The sequence below is a fragment of the Piscinibacter gummiphilus genome, assembly GCF_032681285.1.
Lineage (GTDB): Bacteria > Pseudomonadota > Gammaproteobacteria > Burkholderiales > Burkholderiaceae_C > Rhizobacter > Rhizobacter gummiphilus_A.
Window position 1 is genome coordinate 2,718,892 of record NZ_CP136336.1, and the last position, 22,857, is coordinate 2,741,748.

The following is a 22,857-nucleotide window of genomic DNA, read 5'->3' on the forward strand; positions in this document are numbered from 1 at the left end:
GCTGCGCGATGCTGCCCGCGCAGTTTGCCGGCTTGATCATGCTGGTGGCGGCGCTCTTCGTCGGCGCGCCTGCGCAGGCCGAGGGGTTGGGGTTAACGGGTAGCGCGAAGAGCCTGTTCGTGCGCTCACGTACCGTGAATGGCGAAGCGTATGGGCTGAGCCTGAACCGGCTGCGCGTCGAGGCCAAGGGTGACGTCGCCCCGGGCTTCGCACTTGACCTGCAGTACGACAACGAACTTCTGTTCGGCAGCTACCTGGATACGGCGGAGTTCCAAGCCACCAAGGGCATTGCGCCGCCGCAATATTGGCGCGCCGACGCGAACTATCTGGACCGAGGCGATGCCTATGGTCGCCATCGCCTCTACCGGGCCGCTGTCACCGCGACAGCCGGCAATGTGGACGTTCGGGTTGGGCGCCAGCGGATCGCTTGGGGCACCGGACGCTTCTGGAGTCCGCTGGACATCCTCAACCCGATCAATCCACTGGCGCTGGAACGGGACGAGCGTGTCGGCCTCGACGCCGTGCTTGTCGAGGCCAAGCTCGGGCCGCTGTCAAGGGCGTCTCTGGTCTACGCACCAGCCCCTGACCGGGGGCCTGCGAGCCGAGCGTTGCAGTGGCACGGCAATGCGGTCGGAGCGGACGTTTCGCTGGTCGTTGGCAGATTGCTCGGGCTCGAAGTGATCGGCATGGATCTGGCCGGCCAGATCGGCACGGCGGGCATTCGCGGGGAGGTGGCGCGCCTGCGGCCGCCCTCCGGGGCCATGTTCAACCGCTTGGTGGTGGGCATCGACTATGCATTCACGAACGGCCTCACGCTCAGCGCCGAGGGCTACTACAACGGCGCCGGCGCGCGCGACCCTTCCGCCTACGACCGGGCCAGTCTGAGGGCAGGCCGCGTCTCCAGTCTGGCGACCCGCTATGTCGGGTTGATCGCGTCGTACGAGGTGACGCCGCTGCTGAAGTGGGTGACGTACGCCGTGTTCAACGCCGATGACCGCAGCCGGGTCGTGGACAGCCGCCTGGTGTGGTCGGTTCGCCCAGACCTCGACCTGACCGTGGGTGCGCAGGGCTTCCGAGGAGGAAGGAACAGTGAATTCGGTGTCACTCCGGCCGCGTGGCAAGGGCAAGCCCAGTGGTTCTTCTGACCGGCAACGAGGCGTACTCAAGGGACGCTTCCAGCCTGCCGCGTCAGCGCAGGAAGTCGCGCCGCATTCCCAGTGACGCGTCGGTCTTCGCGATCGACTTCACCGGGTCCATCTCGAGACCCGTCAGAGCCCGGATCGCATCGATGGTTTCGGGGACCACGATCGCCTGGTTGAAGACCTGGTAGGTGTAATACGCCTGGTCGCCATCGACGGCCAGCACATCCTCCCACAGCGCTACCTCCCACATATCGCCGCGCGGGCGGCCAAGGTCGGCCATCAGCTCGACCGTGCTGTTCAGTGCCACGATCCCGTCCGACGAACGCACGAACGCAATACGTGGCACCGCGCGGAATGCACCGAGCACCTCGTCACGCGTTGCAGGCCGAGTCAATTCCACCCACCAGGTGTGCAGGTGGCTGGAGTTGTGTGCGGCCTTCACGGCGATCGTCACGACGTCGAGATCCGGGATGACGGTGCGGGCGTCCGGACCCTGATGACTCGGAATGACTTTCTCGGGGACCACCGTGTTGACGATGCCGTCGGCATGCGCTTCCCAGGGGTCGGAGGCGCGCCGGATCAGCGTACCGCGCGCACGTTTCAGCAGTCCTGCCGTTCGCAGCGCTCCGAGGGTGCGAACGATCGATGTCGTGTTGCACGACACGACGCGCGTCGACGAGCGCCCGAAGGCAGACGCGTAGTTCGCCTGGGCGACGAAGGAATGACCGGTGAGCGCATGCGATTCTCCGCCATGGAAGATGGCCTTGACGCCGGCTTCCTCGTACACCCTCTTGTTGACTGCGGCCACCTTCTTCGGCGTGCAGTCGACGACGGCGTCGGATTTTGCGAGCAGTTCGGCGAGGCCGCCCACAACCGCGATGCCGGCCGCGCGCATGGGTGCGTCGGCCTGCGGCGTGGCCGCGTGCACCGGCAGTCCGGCCTGGGCTGCCACCTGTATGCGGTAGTCGTTGGCGACGTCGGCCACACCGGCGAGCGCCATGTCATCCTGCAAGCAAACTGCGTCGGCCACGCGCTTTCCGATCACCCCGTAGCCGTTGATGGCAACCCTGATCCTGTCCATGAATACTCCTTTGCAGTGGTCTCGCTGCGGTCGCCCATGTCAGGGCACGCGGTGTCGCGTCTGGCCGGCTTGCCACGCCGCAATGTTGTCGATGGTCTCGTGCAGGATGCGCGCGACCGCCTCGCGGGTGTTGAAGCCGACGTGGGGTGTTGCGAGCACGCGAGGGTGACTCAGCAGCGGATGCGACGTTTCCCAGCCGCGGTCGCAGCCCAGGCCTTCGCAGCCCATCGGCGCTTCAGGCGAGGTGCCGCCTTCGTGCTCAAGCACGTCGAGGCCGGCCGCAGAAACGGCGCCGCGGTCGAGCGCGCGCAGCAACGCTTCTTCGTCGATCAAACCGCCCCGCGCGGTGTTGAGCAGCACGACACCGGGTTTGATGCGGGCGAAGGCGTTGTCGTCCAGCAGGTGGTGCGTTTCCGGGGTCAGCGGCACGTGGAGACTCAGGATGTCACTGCGTTCGAGCAGTTCGGACCATCCGACCAAGTCGATGCCGAGGCTGATCGCGACTTCCGGACGCGGGTCAAAGGCCAGGACTTTCATCCCGAAGCCCCGGGCGATACGTGCCACATGTGTTCCGATACGACCGCAGCCGACGACCCCCAGCACCTTGCCTTCCAGCTCGAAGCCGGTGAGGCCGCGGTACGAGAAGCTGCCCCTGAGAGCCCGGGCGCGTGCCTCGAACAGGTGGCGGGCGAGCGCCAGCAACAGCGCGAATGTGTGCTCCGCTACCGTGGCGGCCCCATAGTCGGGCACATGGACGACCGCGATGTTGCGTTCGCGGCAGGCGTCGAGGTCGACGTGGTCGACGCCGGCGGAACGCGTCGCCACCAGCTGCAACGCCGGCATGCGCTGCAGCAACTCGCGTGTTACCGGTGTGCGGACGAACACGCACAGCACCTGGGCCAGCGCCGCGGCGCCGTCGTTCTCGTCAACCTGAGTGTCGTGCGCGAAGCGCGACCACCACAAGCGCGGGCACAGCGCTTCGAGCATGGCCTGGTCATCGGCGGCGACGTCCAAGAAGAGCACGCGCAAGGCCCCGGGCGGACTGCCTGCGGCCGGCGGCTCAGGCGACACGGACTCGCCGGGCGTAGCGTTCATGCCATGTCCCCGGCCGAACGTTGGGCCCGGGCGGCGGCGCCTTTGACCGCCCGGTACAGCGAGACGATGCCAAGAGCGGTGGGAATGCGGCGCGTTTCCTCAACCTGGTGGAAGCCCGCGGAGGCGAACAGCACCGGCAGCATTCCGGCGACGTTGTCGCTCGTGGTGTCGAAGCCATCTAGCAACTGGACCGCCAGGAACGCGGTCCGGCTGAACGGGCCGCCCGCGCGACCCCAGTCGGCGACGTGGAGTTCTCCGCCGGGACGCAGCACGCGAAGCATCTCGCGCGCGGTCAGCAGCTTGCCACCCCATGACAAATGGTGGAAGAAGAGGCTCGACACGACGCGGTCGAATCGTTCGTCAGCGTAGGGCAGGGCGGACGAGCGGCCCAGGTCGAACACGATCTCCGCGCCGGCACGCCGTGCCTTGCGCCTTGCGATGTCGAGGACCGTTCGATCTGCATCGAGCGCCGACATCTGCACGCCCGGCTGTCGGTGCTGCGCCTCGATGGCCAGCGTGCCGGTGCCGCAGCCCACATCCAGCACCTGGTGGCCGGGCTCGATGGTTGCCTGGTCAAGCAGCGCCTGCTTGAAGGTACGCTCGCGCGTCGTCAGTGCCACCACGCGGTCGTACAGCGGCGTGAGGGCGTGAAAGCCGAGCGCGGGCGTGAAGCCCTTCGTCCCGCCCATCAACGCGCCTCCAGTTCCCGGCTCGCAACGGGAACCCGCGCGGTTCGGCGCCCATCGGTGAAGTACAGAAGCACGACGACGCTGAGCACCCCGGCGAAGAAGCACCACACCGAGATGAACCAGGTGGCGTAGAAGGCGTAGGCCGCCACCGCGGAGACGAACGCAGCCACGCCGAAAGCAAGGACCCGCACGTGGCTGGAGAACATCAGGCTTGCGCAGGTGCCCAGCAGGTACAGCGACATCGCCGCCAGCGCATAGAAGTGCGGCGACTCATAGGCGATGTGCTGGCCGGTTACGGTCGCCACGATCGGCAGCGTGAACAGCGTGGCCAGCAGGTACAGGCCCACGGCGCTGCCCGCGATGGCAAAGGCGATCAGAACCCGCCGCCGCCAAGGCACGGTCTCCAGCGCCAGTCCGGCCAGCGGCACGTAGATCGGCCATAGCACATGCGAGAAGAACGAGTAGGCGTGCGTCAGCACGGTGTTGAGAAGCGGCGCGCGGTCCGGGAAGGTCAGCCACAGAGCGCCTTCAAGCAGCTGCTGAATGCCAAAGAGGACGGGGATCCAGGCGTACGGCAACTCCGAGCGCGTCCGCGCTCGCCGCACGGTGACCGTACCGACGATCAGCAGCACGACGCCGGCGGTGAAACTGGCTTCGGCAGAGAAGCACATCAGGCGCTCCTTTCGCGGCTGCCCGCTGGAACGACTTCGGTGCCCGCACGGCCCTGCACCATGGCCTCGATGTGATCCAGCGAACCGATGACGGCGCGGCGCCCGGTGTTCGCCACAAAGGCGCGGGCCGCCTCGACCTTCGGGCCCATGGAGCCAGCAGGGAACCGCATCTCGGCAAGCGCTTCGACGTCCACTTGGCGCAACGCGCGTTGGGTCGGTGTACCGAAATCCAGGTAGACAGCATCGACGTCGGTCGCGATCACGAGACAGTCAGCCCCTAGCTGGCGTGCCAGCAGACTGCTGCAAAGATCTTTGTCGATCACCGCCTCGACTCCTCGCAGTGCCCGGCCGTCCCCCATCGCCGCGACCGGAATGCCACCGCCGCCGGCTGCGATCACCAGCGTCCCGTGTGAAAGCAACCACTGGATCGGCTGCAGGCCGAGCACACGCTGTGGCGATGGCGATGCGACCACACGGCGGACACCCTTGCCGTCCGGTGCCATCGCCCACCCGTGCTGGTGGCCGATGCGTTCAGCATCGGCGGCCGTGTAGACAGGGCCAATGGGCTTGGTCGGGGAGGTGAACGCCGGATCGGAAGGATCGACCTCAACACGAGTCAGGAGCGTTGCGATCACCTGCGACGGGAGGATGTTGCTCAGCTCCTGCTCCAGCAGGTAGCCGATCATCCCGTCGGTTTGCGCGCCCAGCACGTCCAACGGAAACCCTTCCCCTGTTGCTTGCTCGGCTGCCTGCAGCGCGAGCAGGCCGACCTGCGGGCCGTTGCCGTGGGTCAGCACAAGCTCGTTTCCTTCCACGATCCGGGCCAGCTGTCCCGCCGCGCGGCGGATGTTGGCGAGCTGATTCTCCGAGGTCAGCGGCTCCCCTCGGCGCAGCAGCGCGTTGCCTCCCAGGGCGACGACGATTCTCATGTGGTATCCCTCTGCGGCATTTCAGCCGAGTGTCGCGACGAGCACGGCCTTGATGGTGTGCATGCGGTTTTCGGCCTGGGTGAAGACGATCGAGGCGTCTGACTCGAAAACCTCGTCCGTCACCTCAAGCTCCCTGAGGCCGAATTGCTCATGAACCCAGCGGCCGACTTCGGTGTCGAGGTTGTGCAACGCCGGCAGACAGTGCATGAAGCGGGTTCGCGGATTGCCAGTGGCGGCCAAGAGGTCGCTGTTCACCTGGTACGGCAGCAGCTGGTCGATGCGGTCTTTCCAGACCTCCTGCGGCTCGCCCATGGAAACCCACACGTCGGTGTAGAGGAAATCCGCTCCTGATACTGCGAGTCGTGGTTCGGATTCGATCGTCACTCGGGCTCCGGTCCTTTGGGCCAGCGCACGCATCCTGGCTACCAACTCCTCTGGAGGGCGCAGCGCTTCAGGGGCGGCGATTCGCACGTCCATGCCCATCTGGACACCACCGACCAGGAGGGAGCAGCCCATGTTGAATCGGGCGTCGCCGAGGTAGCAGAAGGACATCTGGTGAAGCGGCTGTTGGCCGAACTCTTCCATCGTCAACAGGTCCGCCAGAATCTGCGTCGGATGCGCTTCGTCGGTGAGACCGTTCCACACCGGAACGTGGGAGAAGCGGGCGAGTTCCTCAACGACGCTCTGGTGGAAGCCGCGGTACTCGATGCCGTCGTACATGCGTCCGAGCACGCGGGCCGTGTCCTTCAACGACTCCTTGTGACCCAGCTGCGAGCCCGCCGGGTCGATGTAGGTGACGTGCCCACCCTGATCGTGAACCGCGACCTCGAACGCGCAACGCGTTCGCGTCGACGCCTTCTCGAAAACGAGGGCGATGTTCTTGCCCTTCAGGCGTTGGTGTTCGTTGCCGACGTACTTGGTGCGCTTCAGCTCCGCCGACAGGTCGAGCAGGAAGCGGATGTCTCGTGGCTCGAAATCCTCGAGGTCAAGCAAGCTGCGATTGCGCAGATTGAAGCTCATGGGTGTTCCTTGGTGTTGATGGGTAGCGGTGATAGCTCAGACGGGGTCTCGCTCGATCGGACAGGACATGCAGTGGCTGCCTCCACGACCGCGGCCCAGTTCCGCGCTGGGGATCGTGATGACCTCGACGCCTGCTTTGCGCAGCAACGTGTTGGTGTAAACATTGCGGTTGTAGGCAACCACCACGCCGGGGGAGAGAGCGAGCAGGTTGTTGCCGTCATCCCACTGTTCACGTTCGGCTTCGTAAGCATCTCCCCCTGTCGTGACCACCCGCAGGCGTTTCAGTTTCAACGCTTGCGAGATGACATCAAGGAACGGCCCGGGTTCGGCTCGGACGTCCAGGCTTCCCTCTTTGTCACCCGGCCTCAGGCTGTGCGCCCTGATTTCGGAGACGACCCCTGGAAATGTGGTCACGAGATCGACGTCGCAGAATGTCAGCACAGTGTCCAGGTGCATCGCGCCACGAGACTTGGGCATGCGGGCGGCTATGAGATGCGTGGCCGCTCCGCTTTGAAATAGGCGGCGTGCCAGTTGACTGACCGCCTGTGGCGAGGTGCGTTCCCCCATCCCGACCAGCACGATGCCGTTCCCGAGCGGAGCCACATCCCCACCTTCCAGCGAGGCCATCCCGTGGCCGCGGTCGGGGTCGCCCCACCACTCGACCACCTGACCCTGGAATGCCGAATGGAAGCGGTAAATCGCAGTCAGCAGCAGCGTCTCCTGGCGCCGCGCCGGCCAGAACATCGGGCTCAGCACGACGCCGCCGTAGACCCAGCAACTGGAGTCGCGGGTGAACAACGTGTTCGGCAGCGGCGGGAGCAGGAAGTCTGAGGGCGACAGGCAATGCGCGGCCAGTCCTTCCAGTGCGACGGGGACCTCGCCTCGAAGGAGCCCTCCTATCAGATGTTCGGCCAGGCGATTGGGTGGCAGCGACTCAAGCCAGGGGCGCAATCCAGCCGCCGCCTCGGGATCGATGAAATCCTCGCCGAGCTTGCGATCGAGCAACCATGCGCGTGCGGTTGGTTGGGCCACAACGCTGGCCAGCAGGTCGTGCAGCTCGAGCACCTCGACGCCTCGCTCGGTCATCACGTTGGTGAAGGCGTGGTGATCGTTCTTCGCCTGGGAGACCCAGAGCACGTCGTCAAAAAGCAGCTCGCGACAGTTGGCGGGTGTCAGCCTGGCCTGGGCGAGCCCTGGCCTGCAGACAAGCACCTTGCGCAATTGACCTACCTCAGAAAATGCTCCGAGTGTCATGTGAAAGCTCCTGTCGGATCAAAGGTTGCGAAAGGGAATTGGTTCACAGGCTGAGACCGCCACTGGCTAACAAGTAGGCGGCCACTGCTGCCAGCAGCAACAAGATGGCGGCAAGCCCGAGTTCGAAGCCTTTGAAGGGGCGCGCGCGCTGCTCACGCCTGCCCAGCACGTACAACACCGCGCCTGGCACATACAGCAACGAGCTCAACAGCAGGTACTTTGGACCCGCGGCGTACAACAGCCAGACGCAGTAGAGAGCGGCCAGAGCTGAGACGGCCAGGTCCGACCGGTGGATGCTGCCGGCAGCCCCCTCTCTCCTGACTGCGAGCATCACGCCGTAGACCGCGCTGAACAGGTACGGCAGCAGGATCATCGCCGTTGACAGCGAGATCAGTGCCAGGTACGAGGCTTTGGAGAACAGGGCCACAAGCAGGAAAACTTGCACCATCGCGCTGGTCAACCACAGTGCATTCGCGGGCACGCCTTGGGCGTTCTGGCGCGCGAGACCGCTGGGCATCACGCCGTCGGTGGCGGGCGAGAACAAGGATTCTGCGGCCAGCAGGGTCCACGCCAGGAAGCCGCCTCCGACGGAGACGATCAGACCGCCGTAGATGAGCACGGCGCCCCACGTGCCGACAGCCTTCTCAAGTACGCCAGCCATCGAAGGATTTTTCAGGCCGGCAAGTTCGGGCTGCTGCAGCACGCCCAGCGACAGAAGCGAGACGGCCATCAACAAGACCAGCGTCACGATGAAGCCGAGGACGGTGGCTCGACCGACGTCCTCACGGCGGCGCGCGCGGGCAGAGTAGACACTGGCCCCTTCGATTCCGATGAAGACCCAGACGGTGACAAGCATCGTGCTCTTGACCTGATCGAAGGTGCTGCCGAGCTTCGCGCTGCCCCAGAACTCCATGTTGAAGGTCTCCAAGCGGAAGGCGGTCGCAACAAGAGCAATGAACAACAGAAGTGGCAGCACCTTGGCGAGCGTCACCACTGCGTTGAGGACCGCCGCGCCGCGAATGCCTCGAAGCACCATGAAGTGCACGAGCCAGAGCACGATCGACGCACCCGCCACGGCGGCCGCCGTGTTTCCGTCGCCGAAGGACGGGAAAAAGTAGCCGAGCGCTCCAAAGGCGGCGACGAGGTAGCCTACGTTGCCAATCCATGCACTGACCCAGTAACCCCATGCCGAGTTGAAACCGACGTAGTGGCCCGCGGACTCGCGTGCATACACATAGATGCCATTGTTCAGTTGCGGCTTGCGCAGCGCGAGCATCTGGTAGACCCGGGCGAGTGCGAGCATGCCGATGCCAGTGATGAGCCAGCCGATCAGAATCGCTCCCGCTGACGCTCCGGAGGCCATGTTCTGCGGGAGTCCGAAAATGCCGCTGCCAAGGATGGATCCAACGACGAGGGCGGTCAGCAATCCGAGGCCGAGTCGGTCGTTGGTGCGAGCCGCCTGCCGAGATGGCAAGGCCGCGTCGGCTGCTTCAGGGGTGTATGTGCTCATAGGGGTCTCTCTCGTAGTTTGCGGGTGATGGAACGAATTGCACAGCAGGCGGTGTTTGCATCACTGCCTGCGCACAACGGGGCGCTGACCCAGCTCGACGGCCAGCGACACCGCCTCCGGACCTCGCAGCACCTTGAACTGCGCCGTGCTCCCGGGGCTGAGCGATGCCGTTTCGTTGACCAGGGATGCGGTGTCACCGATCGGCTTGCCGTTGATGGAGACGACGGTGTCGCCGGCACGCAAGCCCGCGCGTTCGGCCGGGCCGCCGCGCTGCACGGCGACGAGCGCAGCGCCGACCGCCGCACCAGTCGTCTCGTGGATCACGTCGCGGGCGCTCACGCCGAGCCAGCCGCGGCTGACGCGGCCGGTGGCGATGATCTGTTCCATCACCTGCCGCGCCAGGCTGACCGGGATCGCGAAGCCGATGCCTTGCGATCCGCCGCTGCGCGAATAGATCGCGGTGTTGATGCCCACCAGGTGGCCGGATGTGTCGACCAGCGCGCCGCCCGAATTGCCGGGGTTGATTGCTGCGTCGGTCTGGATGAAGTTCTCGAAGGTGTTGATGCCGAGCCGGTTGCGGCCCGTCGCGCTGACGATGCCCTGCGTCACCGTCTGGCCCACGCCGAACGGATCGCCAACGGCCAGCACGATGTCACCGATCTGCACCGAGGCCGGATCGGCGAATGTGATCGGCTGCAAGCCCTTGGCCTCGACACGCAGCACCGCGAGGTCGGTGTCGGGGTCGGTGCCGACGACGCGTGCCTCGGCCACCTTGCCGCCCGGCAACATCACGGCGATCTCATCGGCGCCGTCGACAACGTGGTTGTTGGTCAGGATGAAACCCTGGGTGGCGACGATGACCCCGGAGCCCAGGCTGGATTGGCCCTGCGCCGCCTCTTCGTCGGCGCCGCCATAGGGTCTCAGCCATTCGGGCGGCTGTCGTGGTGGGGCCTTGCGCGTGTAGATGTTGACGACCGAGGCCGAGGCCTTGGCAGCCGCCGCGCGGAAGCCCCCTTCAAGGCGCGTCATGACGGTCTTGCCGTTTGGCCCCGACGCCGAGGTGTCGGCGTGCGGCGCCTCTCGCAGCGCCACGACATCGGTGCGTGTCGGCGTCATGGGCTCGGGCCCGAAAGCCTTCCAGGCGATCAGCAGCCCGGCCGACACCGCGATCACCTGCGCGATGAGCAGCCACAGCCGCCATGCAAGGGACGGTCGGCTGTTGTTCACGATGCGATTTCCCCCATCAACTCCTCCAAGGCGTGTGCCAACGGTTCGACGACGCTGATCTCGTTGGATGCGTGAGGAACCGTGTCGCAGGTGAGCACGCGGGCCGGCCGGCTGGCCAGCAGTTCCTCGTACGCAGCCGGTGCGAACAGGGCATGCACGCCGATGCACACCGGCGCCGGCAATCCGACGCGGCGCACGCTGGCCACGGCCTGGATCATGGTGCGTGCGCTCGAGACGATGTCGTCCACCAGCACCGGCTGGCGGTCCCGCCAGGCCGACACATCCGGCAGGCTGACCTCGACATCGCGGTCACCGCGGCGGATCTTCTGCAGCACGATCCAGGGCGCGCCCGCGGCGGCGGCGACTTCCGCGACCCATTGCTCGCTCTCCGAGTCGGGGCCGATCAGCAGCGGGCGCTCGACGTGTGTCGCGACCCAGCGGGCGATGAGCGGCGCCGTGTGCACGACGCGCGTCGGGATGCGGTAGATCTCGTCGAGTGCGTGGTAGCGGTGCAGGTGCGGATCGGCCGTCACGAGTCCATCGAAAGCGGTCGACAGCAGCGCCGCGTAGGAGCGCGACGTCACGGCCTCGCCGGCATGGAAGCGCCGATCCTGCCGCAGGTAGGCGAGGTAGGGCGCTGCGAGCAGCACCTTCGCGGCGCCAAGGTCTCGCGCGGCGTCGGCCGCGAACAGCAGCGGCAGCGTCTTCTCGTCGGGCCGCGCTAGGCTGCAGGTGAGCACGACGGTCCGGCCCGTGACGTCCGCATCCAGGCGGACCAACGACTCGCCGTCCGGAAAGCGGTGCAGTTCCAGCCCGGCCGGCTCGGCCTGAAGCGTGCTCACCAACCGGTTGGCAAAGGCCTCGTCGCCGGGCAGATGAAAGACGATCGGTTTCAAGACACCTCCGAGATTTGAAAGATGGGGGGCCGGGTTTCGATGTACTGCCGCGCGTAAGCCAGTTCCCCCGGAGCCTGCGCATGCAGCGTGAAGAGTGGTTGTCCGGGCCGCACGATGTCGCCGAGCCGGGCATGCACGTCGACACCCGCGGCCGCTGCCTTCGGCGCGCCGGCGAGCTTGGCGGCGCGCGACAGCACGCGGTTGTCGATCGCCGTGATGCGCCCCCCTGATGGGGCCTCGATGACCCGCCGGTGCGATGCCAGCGGCACCTCGCGCAGGCCCCCTTGGGCTTCGCAGATGGCGGCGAACTTCGCCCAGGCCCGTCCGTCGGCGAGCACTTCGGTTGCCAGATCCAGGCCGGTACCCGCTGGCGCGGCACCGCCCAGCTCGAGAATGTCGCCGGCCAGACGCAACGCGCGCTGCCGCAGATCGTCCGGTGCGTCAGCTTGGCGACGCAGAACGGCCAGCACGTCGCGCGCTTCCAGCGCGGGGCCGATGCCGCGCCCGACGGGCTGCAGACCGTCGGTGACGCGCAATGCCACCTCCAATCCGATGGCCCGGCCGACCTCGACGAGCCGGCGCCCGAGTGTCTGCGCGGCCTCGGCGCTGCGAACCTTGGCTGTCGGCCCCACCGGCAGGTCGATCAGCACGTGAGTTGAGCCAGCGGCCGCCTTCTTGGACAGCACGGAGGCGACCAGCTGTCCCTCGCTGTCGAGATCGAGCGGGCGCTCGACACGGATCAGGATGTCGTCGGCCGGGCTCAACCGGACCGATCCGCCCCAGACGATGCAGGCACCGGTTCGTTCCACCGTGCGGCGCATCGCGGCAATGTCGAGGTCGACCGGTGCCAGCACCTCCATCGTGTCGGCCGTGCCGGCAGGGGAGGTGATCGCACGCGACGAGGTCTTGGGCATCGTCAGACCGCAGGCCGCGACGATGGGCACGACGAGCAGCGTCGTGCGGTTGCCTGGCAGGCCACCGACGCAATGTTTGTCGACGACCCTGCCGCGGCCCCAGTCCAGCCGGTCGCCCACGTCGATCATCGCTCGCGTCAACGAGACAGTCTCTGCAAGGTCGAGGTGGTCGCCAGCGCACGCGGTGATGAAAGTTGCCAGGTGCAGGTCGGAGTAGCGGCCGGCGGTGATGTCGCCGACAACGGCGCGGAAAGCGTCGCCACCGAGGCGGTGGCCATAGACCTTCGCGCGAACATGGCTCAGCGAATCAAGGCTCGGTGCATGCGACACAAGCAGCGACGCGCCCTCTGTCGGCTGCAGAGCAGCCCAGGCCGATTCCGATAGCCCCGCCTGGCCTTCGGCCAGCCAGTCGTCGACTACGTTGAGCGTCGCAATGATTCGGCGCGGGCCGCAGTCGAGCTGGACCCGGGCCTGCGCGGTGAAACCCTCGGAGCGGCACACCGCGCAGTCGCGCCGCATGTAGACCACCAGTTCCTGGTAGGTGTCGACACCCACGCGGCGTGCGCTCATGGTGACGGAGGCGTGACTGATATGTTCGTGCGTCATGCTCGCTCCGTCAGGTCAGGTCGACGGTTTCCAGATAGTCGGGCACGCGACACGGCCAGCCCAGCTCTCGCTCAATGCGCGAGCGCATGGCATCGGCTGGCCCTGGCTCTCCATGCGTGACAAAGGTCTGCGTCGGGGGCCGTTCAAAGCCGCTGAGCCACTGCAGGATTTCGCCGGCGTCAGCATGCGCGGACAGGCTGTCCAGCGCTGCCACTTCGGCGTTGATCGGAACGTCCTCTCCGTGAATGCGCACCGAGGAGGCGCCCTGCAGGATGGCGGCGCCGCGGGTACCGCCAGCCTGGTAGCCCGCGAACAAGATCGTGTTGCGACGGTCGGGCGCAAAGGCCTTGAGGTGGTGAACGACGCGCCCGCCTGTGGCCATGCCGCTAGCGGAGATGATGACCATCGGCCCACGCCGTGCGCTCAGCGCCCGCGAGTCATCGGGCTTGTTGACGATGGTTGCCGCATGGCACATCGCCTCGCACTGTTCGGGGCTCAGGCGGTGCTCGTCGCGGTGCGCGTGGTAGATACGTGTCGCATCGGTGGCCATCGGGCTATCGAGATAGACCGGCAGGTGGTGGATGACGCCGCGCTCCTTGAGCAAGTGGATGCAGTACATCAGGTTCTGCGCCCGCCCCACGGCGAACGCCGGGATCACCACGGTGCCGCCGCGGGCCGCCGTGCGGTTGATCACCTCGCCGAGCTTGAGCAGCGGGTCGCTTGCCTCGTGTTGGCGGTCGCCGTAGGTTGATTCGACCACCGCGTAGTCGGCCCCCGGGACGCGTGCCGGCGCCACCAGCACAAGATCATTGGGTCGTCCGATGTCGCCGGAAAACAGGATCGAGCGACGACCGTCGTCGATTTTCACAAAGGCCGAGCCCAGCATGTGCCCAGACGGATCCAGACGTCCCTGGAGCCCGGGAGCAGGGCTCCATGGGGTGCCGTAGGGCCGGGGCACGAACTGTTTCAGGCAGCGCTCGGCATCCTCGCGGGTGTAGAGCGGCAGCGCAGGCTTGTGTTTGGAGTAGCCACGCCGGTTGGCGTACTCGGCTTCTTCTTCCTGCAAATGGCCGCTGTCGGGCAGCAGGATGCGACACAGCTCGTAGGTTGCCTCCGTGCAATAAACCTTGCCCTTGAAACCTTGCCGCGCAAGCAGCGGCAAGTAGCCGCTGTGGTCGATGTGGGCGTGGGTCAGAACGATCGCGTCGATGTCCGCGGCCGTCACGGGCATCGGCGCCCAGTTGCGCAGGCGCAATTGCTTGTAGCCCTGGAAAAGACCGCAGTCGACGAGCACGGTCGCACCCTCGTGGCGCAGCAGGTACTTCGACCCGGTGACGGTGCCGGTGGCACCGAGGAATTGCAGTTGCATGGGTTGTCCTTGTGATGGTGTTCAGAGCACGAGCGGCGCGTCGGGCAGCTCGTTGCGGTCGCCAGGTTGAAGTGGGAAATGGCGCGTCAACAACGAAGTGACGGCTTTGATGCCATGGACCGCGCCGCTGCCAAATTCGCCTGCGGAGAATTGGCTTTCCATGCCACGGCAGATCGCAGACCAGGCCTCGGCACCGGCCTTGGCGTGGATGCCTCGGTCGGCGACGATCTCGACGCGGTGGTCCGCGAGCAATACGTAGATCAGCACGCCGGTGTTGCAGGCGGTGTCCCAGACGTGCAGTTGGGCGAAGAGTTCGATGGCGCGTTGGGGCGCCGTCTGGCCACGAAGCAGCGGCAGCGTGTCGAGCGCGCCTTCGACCACGAAACGCAGTTCGCCCGCGTGTGAGGCTTCGCTCGCGGCGATCGCTTGCTCGATAGAGCGCAGCGCGGAGGCGGGGAAGGCTCGGTGCGTGCCAATCGATGTCGTTGCCAAATGGCGGAGGAGTCGTGTGATATTCATGCTCACCACCTTCCGGAGGCACCGCCGCCGCCAAAACCGCCGCCGCCTCCGCCAAAACCGCCGCCGCCTCCGCCAAAGCCGCCTCCGCCTCCACCAAAGCCACCGCCCCGACGCCCGCCGTGCCCGTGCATGCCGCCGTGGCCACCCATGCCGATCCCCAGCAGCGTGACGAAGAAGCCGGTCAGCCCCGCAGCCGCGGCGACCGCCAGGGTGCCGAGCGCGAACCAAGCGACCACTCCAAGCACGCCACCGGCCGCCAGCGCCCCGGGGATGCGGCCTATCGCCCGCCGCAATACGCCACCGAGCACCAGCGCGCCGATGAAGAGCAGGGGCCATATCTGCCCAATGGCGTTGTCGCCCTGCGGCGTTCCCAGCCCCGTCGCGGCAGGCAACGGCTCGCCATCGAGGACACGCACCATCGATTCGACTGCTGCGCTGATGCCGCCGTAGTAGTCACCTTGTTTGAACCGCGGAGTGATGGCTTCGCTGATGATTCGCGCGGCAGTCGCGTCATTGAGTGCACCCTCAATGCCGTAGCCAACCTCCAGACGCACCGCGCGATCTTCCTTTGCGACGAGCAGCAGCGCACCGTCATCGACCTTGCGGCGCCCCAGCTTCCACTGCTCAACGACCCGCAGGGCGAACGGCTCGATCGCCTCGGGTCGCGTGGTGGGAACGATGAGCACCGCGATCTGTGTTCCCTTGCGCTCCTCGAAGGCGCGCAGCGACTGCTCAAGCGCGGTGTTCTGCTGCGGCGTCAGCGTGGCGGTGAGGTCGGTCACACGTGCCTTCAGCGGCGGCACTGGGAGCAGATCCTGAGCCGCCGCGCCGAGCCCCGCCGCGCACATGAACAGGAGCGCGGCGAGCCGACGCACGTAGCGTCCGACCGGAGCAACGGCGTTTGTCACTTCTTGGCACCCGAGGCACCGATGCCGCCCAGATCGACCTTCGGCGGAACCGCGAGCGTCGCCTCGTCGGTGACGCTGAAATTGGCTTTGGCGCCATAGCCGAACACCATCGCCGTCAGGTTGCTCGGGAAGGTGCGGACGGCCACGTTGTAGTCCTGCACAGCCTTCACGTAGCGGCCACGGGCCACGGTGATGCGGTTCTCGGTGCCCTCGAGCTGCACACGAAGATCCTGGAAGCCCTGGTTGGCCTTCAGGTTGGGGTAGTTCTCGCTGACGACCAGGAGCCGCGACAGCGCACTCGTCAGTTGACCCTGCGCAGCCTGGAACTTGCCGAAGGCCTCGGGGTTGTTGACCAACTCGGGCGTGGCCTGGATTGAGGTGGCTTTGGCACGCGCCTCGACCACCTTGGTCAGCGTCTCCTGTTCGAAGTTCGCCTCGCCTTTGACGGTGGCAACAATGTTGGGGATCAGGTCGGCGCGGCGCTGGTACTGATTGAGCACTTCGGACCAGCTGGCCTTGATCTGCTCGTCTGTCGATTGGAAGGTGTTGTAGCCACAGCCGGACAGCGCGAGCGTCAGCGCGGCAAGAAGGGCGACGAAGAAGTGGTGCATGGTTCGGGCTCCTGGTGTTGTCATTTGGGAAGGGGGGCGGGAGAAACACGTGGCGAATGCGGTGGCTGACTCTCGGTCGACCACCATGCGGGGCGCACGATCAGGGTGCCCAGCGTCGCCAGCAGCGGCAGGGCGAGCCAGGCGAAGCTGAACTGGGCCACCGCACCGAAGAGCCAGCCGGCGGCCGCCGAGCCGAGCGTCTGGCCGAAGCCCGCTGCCGCGGCCAGCCCGCCCATCGTGGCGCCCAGCCGCCGTCGCCGGGAGGCTCCGGCCGCGAGGTAGGAGATGGTCGGCAGCACGAGCCCGGTGCCGGCCGCGGTGAGGCTGACGCCGATGTACATCCAGCCGTCGCTGCGGTGCTGCGCCAGCATCGCCAAGCCGGCGATGGCTAGCACGAGCCCGGCCGCCATCACACCGCGTCCGGCGGCCCGCTCGAGCAGCCCGGTGAAAAACAGCAGCGCGTTGACGCCGAGCATCACGAGGCTGCACTCGGCGAACATCAGTGAGATCTCGCGCGACGACAGCGTCGGATGCTGTTGACCCTGCAGCACGATGCCGAGCTCGAAGCCGGACAGCACGAACATGACCGCACCGTTCAGCCCCCACAACGCCATCGTGCGCCTCCGGTCGCCAGACTGGGGTTGGATGTTGTCATCGACGGCGGCTGGTGCGACGCGGGGCAGGGTGGTTGCCAGCCCCAGCATCATCAGCGCGCCCAGGGCCGCCGACGTCACGATGACTAGATTCGTTGGATCGAAGGTGCCGGCGCCGACGCTCGCGAGCGTGGTGGACATCTGCGCGGCTGCGGCGTTGAGGCCCGGGCCGAACAGGAAGCCCAGCAACGACATCGCTCCGAGCCACGCGAAGCGCCGCGCGCGCTGGTCTTGCGGCGTGTGTTCGGCGACCAGTGCAGGCACCACGGGGACGACTGCCGCCACGAAGAAGCCGGTGGCCCCTCGGGATGCGTAGATGCCGGCGAGCCCGATCCAGTCGGGCCACAAAAGGGGAAGCAGGCTGGTGACGTAACCGACCAGACCGATCACCAGAATGCGGCCCCGTCCCCAGCGGTCGGAGACCAGGCCCCACAGCGGTGCACCGACCAGCACCCCAGCAGCGTAAAGGCCGCTGAGCAGTCCGACGTGGCGCGCCACTTCGGCTTGGCCATCCGCGGCCATCAGCGGTGCGAGCCAGGCCGGCAATAAGGGCATCAACGCCCCGTAGCCTGCAGAGACGACGAAGACAGCAGCCGCCAACCACGCGAGTTGCCACGCTCCCAGCCCGAGCGAGGTCGGCTGCCGTTCGATGCGGGGCGGGTTCGTCATCGAGTCAATCTCGCCGTGGGTCAGAGCACCAGCCGCAGCCCGCCGCGCACCGAGTTCAAGCCCGCACCGGCATCAGGGCCGCGCTGCCAGTGGCGGCCGATCTCGACGTAGGGGGCCACGGCGCGAGTGATCTCGTAGCGCAGGTTGACGCCCCATTCGGACGAAGTCGCACCGGCCTTGATGCTGTCCGACGGGATCGAGCGGGCCGCCCAGTCGATGCCGATGAAGGGCTTAGCGATGAGGCGGTTCGTGAACAGCAGGTCGTACTCGACGCGAGTGCGCGCGAACAACCGCCCATCGCTGCGTACGAACGCGGCCACGTCGACATCGAAGGCATAGGGCGCCAGGCCGCGCGCGCCGATCACGGCGTAGTTGCGCGCCGCGGGTTTGAGTTCGCGCCGCAGACCGAGCTGCAAGTCCCAGAAGGGCGCGACATAGCGGCTGTACAGCCCCTGTACCTCAGCGTCCTCGAGGCGGCCGTCGCTGCGCGTGCCTTCAACGCGCCACGCGAAACGGTTGTAGTCGGTGCCGATCCAGCCGTCGGCGCGCCAGGCCGCGATGCTCTTCGAGTCACTGCGGCCCGCATCGACCTCGATGCGGGTGGTCTGGAAGATCGCGTCGTCCTCCATTGCACGGGCGGGGCCGGCCAAGCCGGCCAGTGTCGAGGCGAGCGCGAGGCACAACAGGCGCCCCGGGTGGATGTTCTTGGTGTTCATGCGTGTGTGTTCCATGGCCGGGCGGTTCACTTGACGACGATGGCCTGGATCATTCCGGCGGCCGCGTGATAGAAGAGGTGGCAGTGGAAGACCCAGGGCCCCGCCTCGTCAAAGCTGGTGTGCACCGTGATGGTCTCGCCGGGCTTGACAATGACGGTGTGCTTCAGCGGCGCGCGCTCCCCTTTGCCGTTCTCGACCACGAAAAACGCGCCATGCATGTGCATCGGGTGTTCCATCATGGTTTCGTTGATCAGGCGGATCTCCAGACGCTCGCCGACGCGTGCCTCGAAGAATGTGGCCTGCGAAAGTTTTTTGTCGTTGATCGACCAGATGTAGCGGGTCATGTCTCCTGTGAGTCGCATGTCGATCTTCTTAGCCGGGCCCGCGGGCAACCGCAATGGCGTCAGGGCTTCAAGATCGGCGTAGGCGAGGCGGTCTTTCACCCCGACGGCGGTCGCGTCGGTCGCTGTCTCGCCTGCCATTGGCGTACTCCCCATGCCGGGCATCACCTCCATGCCTTTCATGCCGCCGTGCATCGCGTGCGGGGCGGCCTGCGCCGGGACCGGGACGGGCACAGCGCCGTGTCCGGCATGCGGATCGGCCGCTCTAGCGGTCTGGGGAGCCGACGCGCTCGCATGGCCACCACCGTGTGTGCCGGCCATCTCGTCCATGGTGCGCACCGGCCGCTGACCCATCGGCGGGATTTCGCCCTCCATGCCGAGTTCGGGCGCAAGCGTGCCGCGCGCGAAGCCGATGCGCCCCGAGGTCGCGGCGAACAGTGTGTAGGCCTTGCGCTCGGTGGGCTGCACGATGACGTCGTAGGTTTCACCGTTGCCCATGCGCAATTCGCGAACCCGTACCGGGCGCACATTCTGCCCGTCGGCCTGCACGACGGTCAGCTCCAAGCCCGGGATCGAGACATCGAAGAAGTTCATGGCCGACGCATTGATGAGACGTAAGCGGATCCGCTCGCCTGGTGCGAACAGCGCTGTCCAGTTGTCCTCGACGCGCTGGCCCTGCATGAGGAACTGCCACTGGCTTCCGCCGTCGGTGGCATCGGTGGGATCCATGCGCATGCGCGCCCAGGCCATACGCTCGCTCCAGATCGCCTCGCGCTTTTGCGGACTGCCCGCCGCCTTCAGTTCGGCATAGAGGTCAGGCAGGGTTTGGCGGCGGTCGTTGTAGTAGCCCTCCACCTTCTTGAGGTTTGCCAGCACCTTCGCCGGCGGCGTGTCGACCCACTCGGACAGCATCACGACGTACTCGCGGTCGTAGCCGAACGGCTCGCGGCTCTGCGGGTCGATGATCAGCGGCGCGTAGAAGCCCGCGGGCTCCTGCAGGATCGCGTGGCTGTGGTACCAATAGGTGCCACTCTGGCGCAGATTGAATCGGTAGTTGAAAGTCTCACCGGCCTTGATACCCGGGAAGGTGACGCCCGGCACACCGTCCATGTTGTTCGGCACTTTGAGTCCGTGCCAGTGCGCTGCGGTCACCTCGTCGAGCCGATTGGTCAGGGCGATTGCGACTTCGTGACCTTCCTGCATGCGCAGCAACGGACCCGGTACCGTGCCGTTGAGGGTGATGGCCGACGTCGGCGTGCCGGTGAAGTTGACCTGGGTGCGCGCCAGGGTCAAGTCGAACTTGGTGTCGACGCGTGAGGACGACAGCGGCAAGGCGAGGTGCGATTTCTTCACGACGGCATCGGCGCCGAGAGGCCAGACCAGCATGGCGGCCATGCTGGCGGCGCCCTGCAGGAAGCGGCGCCTGGGCTGTGCGTGGCCTGGCGCGGCCCCCCGGGCGGAGTGGTGGTGGTTCATCAAAGGGTTCCTGTTGATTCGACCGAACGGGTCGTGGATGCGCGTGACTGCCGCTGTTGCTCAGGCCGCCGCGCCTTGCGCGACAGTAGAAGGCGCGTTCGACGAAGGTTGGGGGCGGCGGATGCCAGCGAGCTTGGTGCGCTTGAGCATCAGCGCGTTGATCGCGACGATGGCCGAACTGCCCGACATCGACAGCGCAGCGACCTCGGGCGACAGCGTGAACGGATAGAACACGCCGGCCGCGAGCGGGAAGGCGATCACGTTGTAGCCCACCGCCCACCACAGGTTCTGGTGCATCTTGCGCAGCGTCGCGCGCGACAGCTCGATCGCACCGACGACGTCGTAGGGGTCGCTCTTCATTAGCACCACCTGGGCGCTTTCCATGGCCACGTCGGTGCCCGCGCCGATGGCGAAACCGACATCGGCTTGCGTCAGGGCCGGCGCATCGTTAATGCCGTCGCCGACCATGGCGACTTTGTGACCCTGGGCCTGCAGTTCCTTGATCTTCGAGGCCTTCTGACCGGGCAGCACGTCGGCGAGCACGATGTCGATGCCGAGTTCCTTGCCGATGCGCTCGGCCGTGGCCTGGTTGTCGCCGGTGATCATGGCGACCTTCACGCCGCGCTCTTGAAGCTTGGCGATCGTGGCCTCGGAAGTTGGGCGCACGGCATCGGCGATCGCGATCAGGCCGATCAGGCGGCCTCCGCGGGCCACGTGAACAACCGTGCGGCCGCCGCCTTGCAGCCGTGCCGCCTCGGCGGCGAGTTCTGCGAGGTCGATTCGCTCGGCTTCCATCAGCTTGCGGTTTCCGAGCAGCACGTCGTCGCCGCCGATGGTCGCGCGCGCGCCTTGGCCGTCAATGTTGGTGAAGGCGGTCGCTGTCTCCGGCGTGTCCGGGCCGGCGCGCTTGAGCACCGCCAGCGCGAGGGGATGCTCGGAGAACTTCTCCACCGCGGCCGCGGTGGACAGCAGCAGTGATTCCGTTACACCAGGCGCCGGCACCATCTCGACCACGTCCGGCTGGCCCAGAGTCAACGTGCCGGTCTTGTCGAACACGACCACCGTGAGCTTGGTCGCGTTCTCCAGTGCCGCGGCGTTCTTGAACAAGATGCCGTTCATCGCACCGAGGCCGGTGCCGACCATGATCGCCATCGGTGTTGCCAGCCCGAGCGCGTCGGGGCAGGCGATCACGAAGACGGTGATGGTGAGCGTCAGGGCGAACAGCAATGGCTGGCCGAGCACCCAGAACCAGACCGCAAAGGTGAGCAGGCCGACGAGGATGGCCGCGAGCACCAACCATTGCGACGCCTGATCGGCCAGCAACTGGCCCGGTGCCTTCGAGTTCTGCGCCTCCTGGACCAATTTGACGATCTGCGCGAGCGCCGTGTCGGCGCCGACCTTGGTGGCCTCGTAGCGGAAGCTGCCGCTCTTGTTGATGGTCGCGCCGATCACGGCATTGCCGACCACCTTCTTCACCGGCATCGACTCGCCGGTCAGCATCGACTCGTCGACTTGCGACGCGCCGTCGATGATCTTGCCATCCACCGGGATCTTGTCGCCCGGCTTGATGACCACCGTCTCGCCGACCAGCACCTCGGAAGTCGGCACCTTGGTCTCGACGTTGTTGCGCAGCACGGTAGCCATCGGTGGCGCCAGATCCATCAGCGCGCGGATCGCATCGGAAGCGCCGGCACGGGCACGCATCTCCAGCCAGTGGCCGAGCAGGATGAACACCAGCAGCACGGAAGCGGCCTCGTAGAAAACTTCGCCTTCGTAGAAGAAGGTGGCGCCAAGGCTGAACACGTAGCCGGTGCCGACCGACAGCACGACCAGCGTGGCCATGTTCGCCACCTTGTTGCGCGCAGCACGAAAGCCGGCAACGAAGAATGGCCAGCCGGGATAGGCGATGGCACCGGTGGCAGCGATGAACAGGAAGAGGTTCCGGTCCATGCCGAATGGTGTCGCGAAGTCGCCGAACATCTCACCCATGGGCGAGTAGAGGAATACCGGAATCGAAAACAGCAGCGCGACCAGGAAGCGGTTGCGCATGTCGTTGGCCATGTCCTGCATTGACATGCCGGGCGAATGGCCCATGTCGTGCATCATGTCGCTCATCTGGTGCGCGCCTTCGCCGCCGTGGCCCCCATGGGCCGCGTGCCCCTCATGCGAAGCAGCCTTGGCGGTGAGTGGTGCCGAGGCGGCAGCCGTCGCGGCGCCGTGCGTCGCGTGATCATGAGCGGCATGGCCGCCGTGCGCGGCGTGGTCTTCATGTCCGGCGTGCCCAGCGTGCCCAGCGTGCCCCTCCGGCGGGCAGATGTGCGCGGGCAGCATCTCGCCGCGGCAGTGGTAGCCGCACTCGACGATGCGCTTTCGGATGGCCTCAAGCGAGGTCTTCGTTTCGTCGTAGTGCACGGTGGCGCTGCCGGCGACGTAGTTGACGTCGACGTGGTGGACGCCCGGCAGCGCCGCAATCTGGCGCTGTACGCCGGCGGCACTCAGGCTGGAGACCAGTTCGCCGACTTCTACGGTGCTTGTCTTCATGAAAGATCCTTTGGATGGGA

Annotated in this window: 20 protein-coding genes; 1 reads left to right on the top strand and 19 read right to left on the bottom strand. The window is 66.5% G+C overall.

The genetic code is table 11. The features are described 5' to 3' along the window. The first annotated feature begins 8 nt into the window (after positions 1–8). Positions 9–1,145 carry a hypothetical protein gene (locus RXV79_RS12770; RefSeq protein WP_316703819.1) on the top strand — a complete coding sequence of 379 codons (1,137 nt, stop codon included), beginning with the start codon at positions 9–11 and terminating at the stop codon, positions 1,143–1,145. A gap of 43 nt (positions 1,146–1,188) precedes the next feature. Here RXV79_RS12770 and RXV79_RS12775 read toward each other — a convergent pair whose 3' ends face one another. From RXV79_RS12775 to RXV79_RS12865, 19 genes are read right to left on the bottom strand one after another with little or no spacing between them, the layout of a single operon-like run. After that, a complete protein-coding gene (locus RXV79_RS12775; protein ID WP_316703820.1) occupies positions 1,189–2,223 on the bottom strand; it encodes a type II glyceraldehyde-3-phosphate dehydrogenase in 1,035 nt (344 codons plus the stop codon). Positions 2,224–2,262: 39 nt separating this feature from the next. Further along, on the bottom strand, positions 2,263–3,318 hold the full coding sequence (locus RXV79_RS12780) for an NAD(P)-dependent oxidoreductase (RefSeq protein ID WP_316703821.1): 1,056 nt from the start codon (positions 3,316–3,318) through the stop codon (positions 2,263–2,265). After that, a complete protein-coding gene (locus tag RXV79_RS12785; RefSeq protein WP_316703822.1) occupies positions 3,315–4,007 on the bottom strand; it encodes a class I SAM-dependent methyltransferase in 693 nt (230 codons plus the stop codon). The genes RXV79_RS12780 and RXV79_RS12785 overlap by 4 nt, the downstream gene beginning before the upstream one ends. Continuing rightward, on the bottom strand, positions 4,007–4,678 hold the full coding sequence (locus tag RXV79_RS12790) for a DUF6629 family protein (RefSeq protein ID WP_316703823.1): 672 nt from the start codon (positions 4,676–4,678) through the stop codon (positions 4,007–4,009). The genes RXV79_RS12785 and RXV79_RS12790 overlap by 1 nt, the downstream gene beginning before the upstream one ends. Next, entirely contained in the window at positions 4,678–5,607 is a 930-nt protein-coding gene (gene arcC / locus RXV79_RS12795; RefSeq protein WP_316703824.1) for a carbamate kinase, read from the bottom strand. Before arcC ends, RXV79_RS12790 begins: the two co-directional genes overlap by 1 nt. A 21-nt stretch (positions 5,608–5,628) precedes the next feature. Next, complete coding sequence (gene argF / locus RXV79_RS12800) at positions 5,629–6,627, bottom strand: ornithine carbamoyltransferase (RefSeq protein WP_316703826.1); 999 nt, start codon at positions 6,625–6,627, stop codon at positions 5,629–5,631. A gap of 36 nt (positions 6,628–6,663) precedes the next feature. Beyond that, positions 6,664–7,881 (bottom strand): arginine deiminase, encoded by a 1,218-nt coding sequence (locus RXV79_RS12805; protein WP_316703827.1) that lies wholly within the window; start codon positions 7,879–7,881, stop codon positions 6,664–6,666. A 43-nt stretch (positions 7,882–7,924) separates the two neighbouring features. Further along, positions 7,925–9,391 carry an arginine-ornithine antiporter gene (gene arcD / locus RXV79_RS12810; protein ID WP_316703828.1) on the bottom strand — a complete coding sequence of 489 codons (1,467 nt, stop codon included), beginning with the start codon at positions 9,389–9,391 and terminating at the stop codon, positions 7,925–7,927. A 60-nt stretch (positions 9,392–9,451) separates the two neighbouring features. After that, positions 9,452–10,618 carry a S1C family serine protease gene (locus tag RXV79_RS12815; RefSeq protein ID WP_316703829.1) on the bottom strand — a complete coding sequence of 389 codons (1,167 nt, stop codon included), beginning with the start codon at positions 10,616–10,618 and terminating at the stop codon, positions 9,452–9,454. Next, positions 10,615–11,514, bottom strand: coding sequence for a ribose-phosphate pyrophosphokinase (locus RXV79_RS12820; RefSeq protein ID WP_316703831.1), 900 nt, complete (start codon positions 11,512–11,514; stop codon positions 10,615–10,617). The genes RXV79_RS12815 and RXV79_RS12820 overlap by 4 nt, the downstream gene beginning before the upstream one ends. Further along, positions 11,511–13,034, bottom strand: coding sequence for a thymidine phosphorylase family protein (locus RXV79_RS12825; RefSeq protein WP_316703832.1), 1,524 nt, complete (start codon positions 13,032–13,034; stop codon positions 11,511–11,513). Before RXV79_RS12825 ends, RXV79_RS12820 begins: the two co-directional genes overlap by 4 nt. 10 nt (positions 13,035–13,044) lie before the next feature. Next, positions 13,045–14,403 (bottom strand): MBL fold metallo-hydrolase, encoded by a 1,359-nt coding sequence (locus RXV79_RS12830; RefSeq protein WP_316703834.1) that lies wholly within the window; start codon positions 14,401–14,403, stop codon positions 13,045–13,047. Between the two features lie 21 nt (positions 14,404–14,424). After that, positions 14,425–14,922 (bottom strand): TPM domain-containing protein, encoded by a 498-nt coding sequence (locus RXV79_RS12835; protein WP_316703835.1) that lies wholly within the window; start codon positions 14,920–14,922, stop codon positions 14,425–14,427. Positions 14,923–14,924: 2 nt separating this feature from the next. Next, positions 14,925–15,770, bottom strand: coding sequence for a TPM domain-containing protein (locus tag RXV79_RS12840; protein WP_316704106.1), 846 nt, complete (start codon positions 15,768–15,770; stop codon positions 14,925–14,927). A 56-nt stretch (positions 15,771–15,826) separates the two neighbouring features. Beyond that, positions 15,827–16,441: a LemA family protein gene (locus tag RXV79_RS12845; protein ID WP_257824189.1), complete on the bottom strand. Its 615-nt coding sequence runs from the start codon at positions 16,439–16,441 to the stop codon at positions 15,827–15,829. A 20-nt stretch (positions 16,442–16,461) separates the two neighbouring features. Next, a complete protein-coding gene (locus tag RXV79_RS12850) occupies positions 16,462–17,763 on the bottom strand; it encodes an MFS transporter (protein WP_316703837.1) in 1,302 nt (433 codons plus the stop codon). Between the two features lie 20 nt (positions 17,764–17,783). After that, positions 17,784–18,479 (bottom strand): copper resistance protein B, encoded by a 696-nt coding sequence (locus RXV79_RS12855; RefSeq protein ID WP_257824185.1) that lies wholly within the window; start codon positions 18,477–18,479, stop codon positions 17,784–17,786. A gap of 26 nt (positions 18,480–18,505) precedes the next feature. Continuing rightward, a complete protein-coding gene (locus RXV79_RS12860; protein WP_316703838.1) occupies positions 18,506–20,296 on the bottom strand; it encodes a copper resistance system multicopper oxidase in 1,791 nt (596 codons plus the stop codon). Between the two features lie 60 nt (positions 20,297–20,356). Next, entirely contained in the window at positions 20,357–22,837 is a 2,481-nt protein-coding gene (locus RXV79_RS12865; protein ID WP_257824183.1) for a heavy metal translocating P-type ATPase, read from the bottom strand. Positions 22,838–22,857 lie beyond the last annotated feature (20 nt).

What these genes read in the sequence shown, in the direction of transcription:
- RXV79_RS12770 (WP_316703819.1), top strand. Translation starts at nt 9, where the DNA reads ATGCTGCCCGCGCAGTTTGCCGGCTTGATCATGCTGGTGGCGGCGCTC.
- RXV79_RS12775 (WP_316703820.1), bottom strand. Translation starts at nt 2,223, where the DNA reads ATGGACAGGATCAGGGTTGCCATCAACGGCTACGGGGTGATCGGAAAG.
- RXV79_RS12780 (WP_316703821.1), bottom strand. Translation starts at nt 3,318, where the DNA reads ATGAACGCTACGCCCGGCGAGTCCGTGTCGCCTGAGCCGCCGGCCGCA.
- RXV79_RS12785 (WP_316703822.1), bottom strand. Translation starts at nt 4,007, where the DNA reads ATGGGCGGGACGAAGGGCTTCACGCCCGCGCTCGGCTTTCACGCCCTC.
- RXV79_RS12790 (WP_316703823.1), bottom strand. Translation starts at nt 4,678, where the DNA reads ATGTGCTTCTCTGCCGAAGCCAGTTTCACCGCCGGCGTCGTGCTGCTG.
- arcC (WP_316703824.1), bottom strand. Translation starts at nt 5,607, where the DNA reads ATGAGAATCGTCGTCGCCCTGGGAGGCAACGCGCTGCTGCGCCGAGGG.
- argF (WP_316703826.1), bottom strand. Translation starts at nt 6,627, where the DNA reads ATGAGCTTCAATCTGCGCAATCGCAGCTTGCTTGACCTCGAGGATTTC.
- RXV79_RS12805 (WP_316703827.1), bottom strand. Translation starts at nt 7,881, where the DNA reads ATGACACTCGGAGCATTTTCTGAGGTAGGTCAATTGCGCAAGGTGCTT.
- arcD (WP_316703828.1), bottom strand. Translation starts at nt 9,391, where the DNA reads ATGAGCACATACACCCCTGAAGCAGCCGACGCGGCCTTGCCATCTCGG.
- RXV79_RS12825 (WP_316703832.1), bottom strand. Translation starts at nt 13,034, where the DNA reads ATGACGCACGAACATATCAGTCACGCCTCCGTCACCATGAGCGCACGC.
- RXV79_RS12830 (WP_316703834.1), bottom strand. Translation starts at nt 14,403, where the DNA reads ATGCAACTGCAATTCCTCGGTGCCACCGGCACCGTCACCGGGTCGAAG.
- RXV79_RS12835 (WP_316703835.1), bottom strand. Translation starts at nt 14,922, where the DNA reads ATGAATATCACACGACTCCTCCGCCATTTGGCAACGACATCGATTGGC.
- RXV79_RS12840 (WP_316704106.1), bottom strand. Translation starts at nt 15,770, where the DNA reads ATGTGCGCGGCGGGGCTCGGCGCGGCGGCTCAGGATCTGCTCCCAGTG.
- RXV79_RS12845 (WP_257824189.1), bottom strand. Translation starts at nt 16,441, where the DNA reads ATGCACCACTTCTTCGTCGCCCTTCTTGCCGCGCTGACGCTCGCGCTG.
- RXV79_RS12850 (WP_316703837.1), bottom strand. Translation starts at nt 17,763, where the DNA reads ATGACGAACCCGCCCCGCATCGAACGGCAGCCGACCTCGCTCGGGCTG.
- RXV79_RS12855 (WP_257824185.1), bottom strand. Translation starts at nt 18,479, where the DNA reads ATGAACACCAAGAACATCCACCCGGGGCGCCTGTTGTGCCTCGCGCTC.
- RXV79_RS12860 (WP_316703838.1), bottom strand. Translation starts at nt 20,296, where the DNA reads ATGAACCACCACCACTCCGCCCGGGGGGCCGCGCCAGGCCACGCACAG.
- RXV79_RS12865 (WP_257824183.1), bottom strand. Translation starts at nt 22,837, where the DNA reads ATGAAGACAAGCACCGTAGAAGTCGGCGAACTGGTCTCCAGCCTGAGT.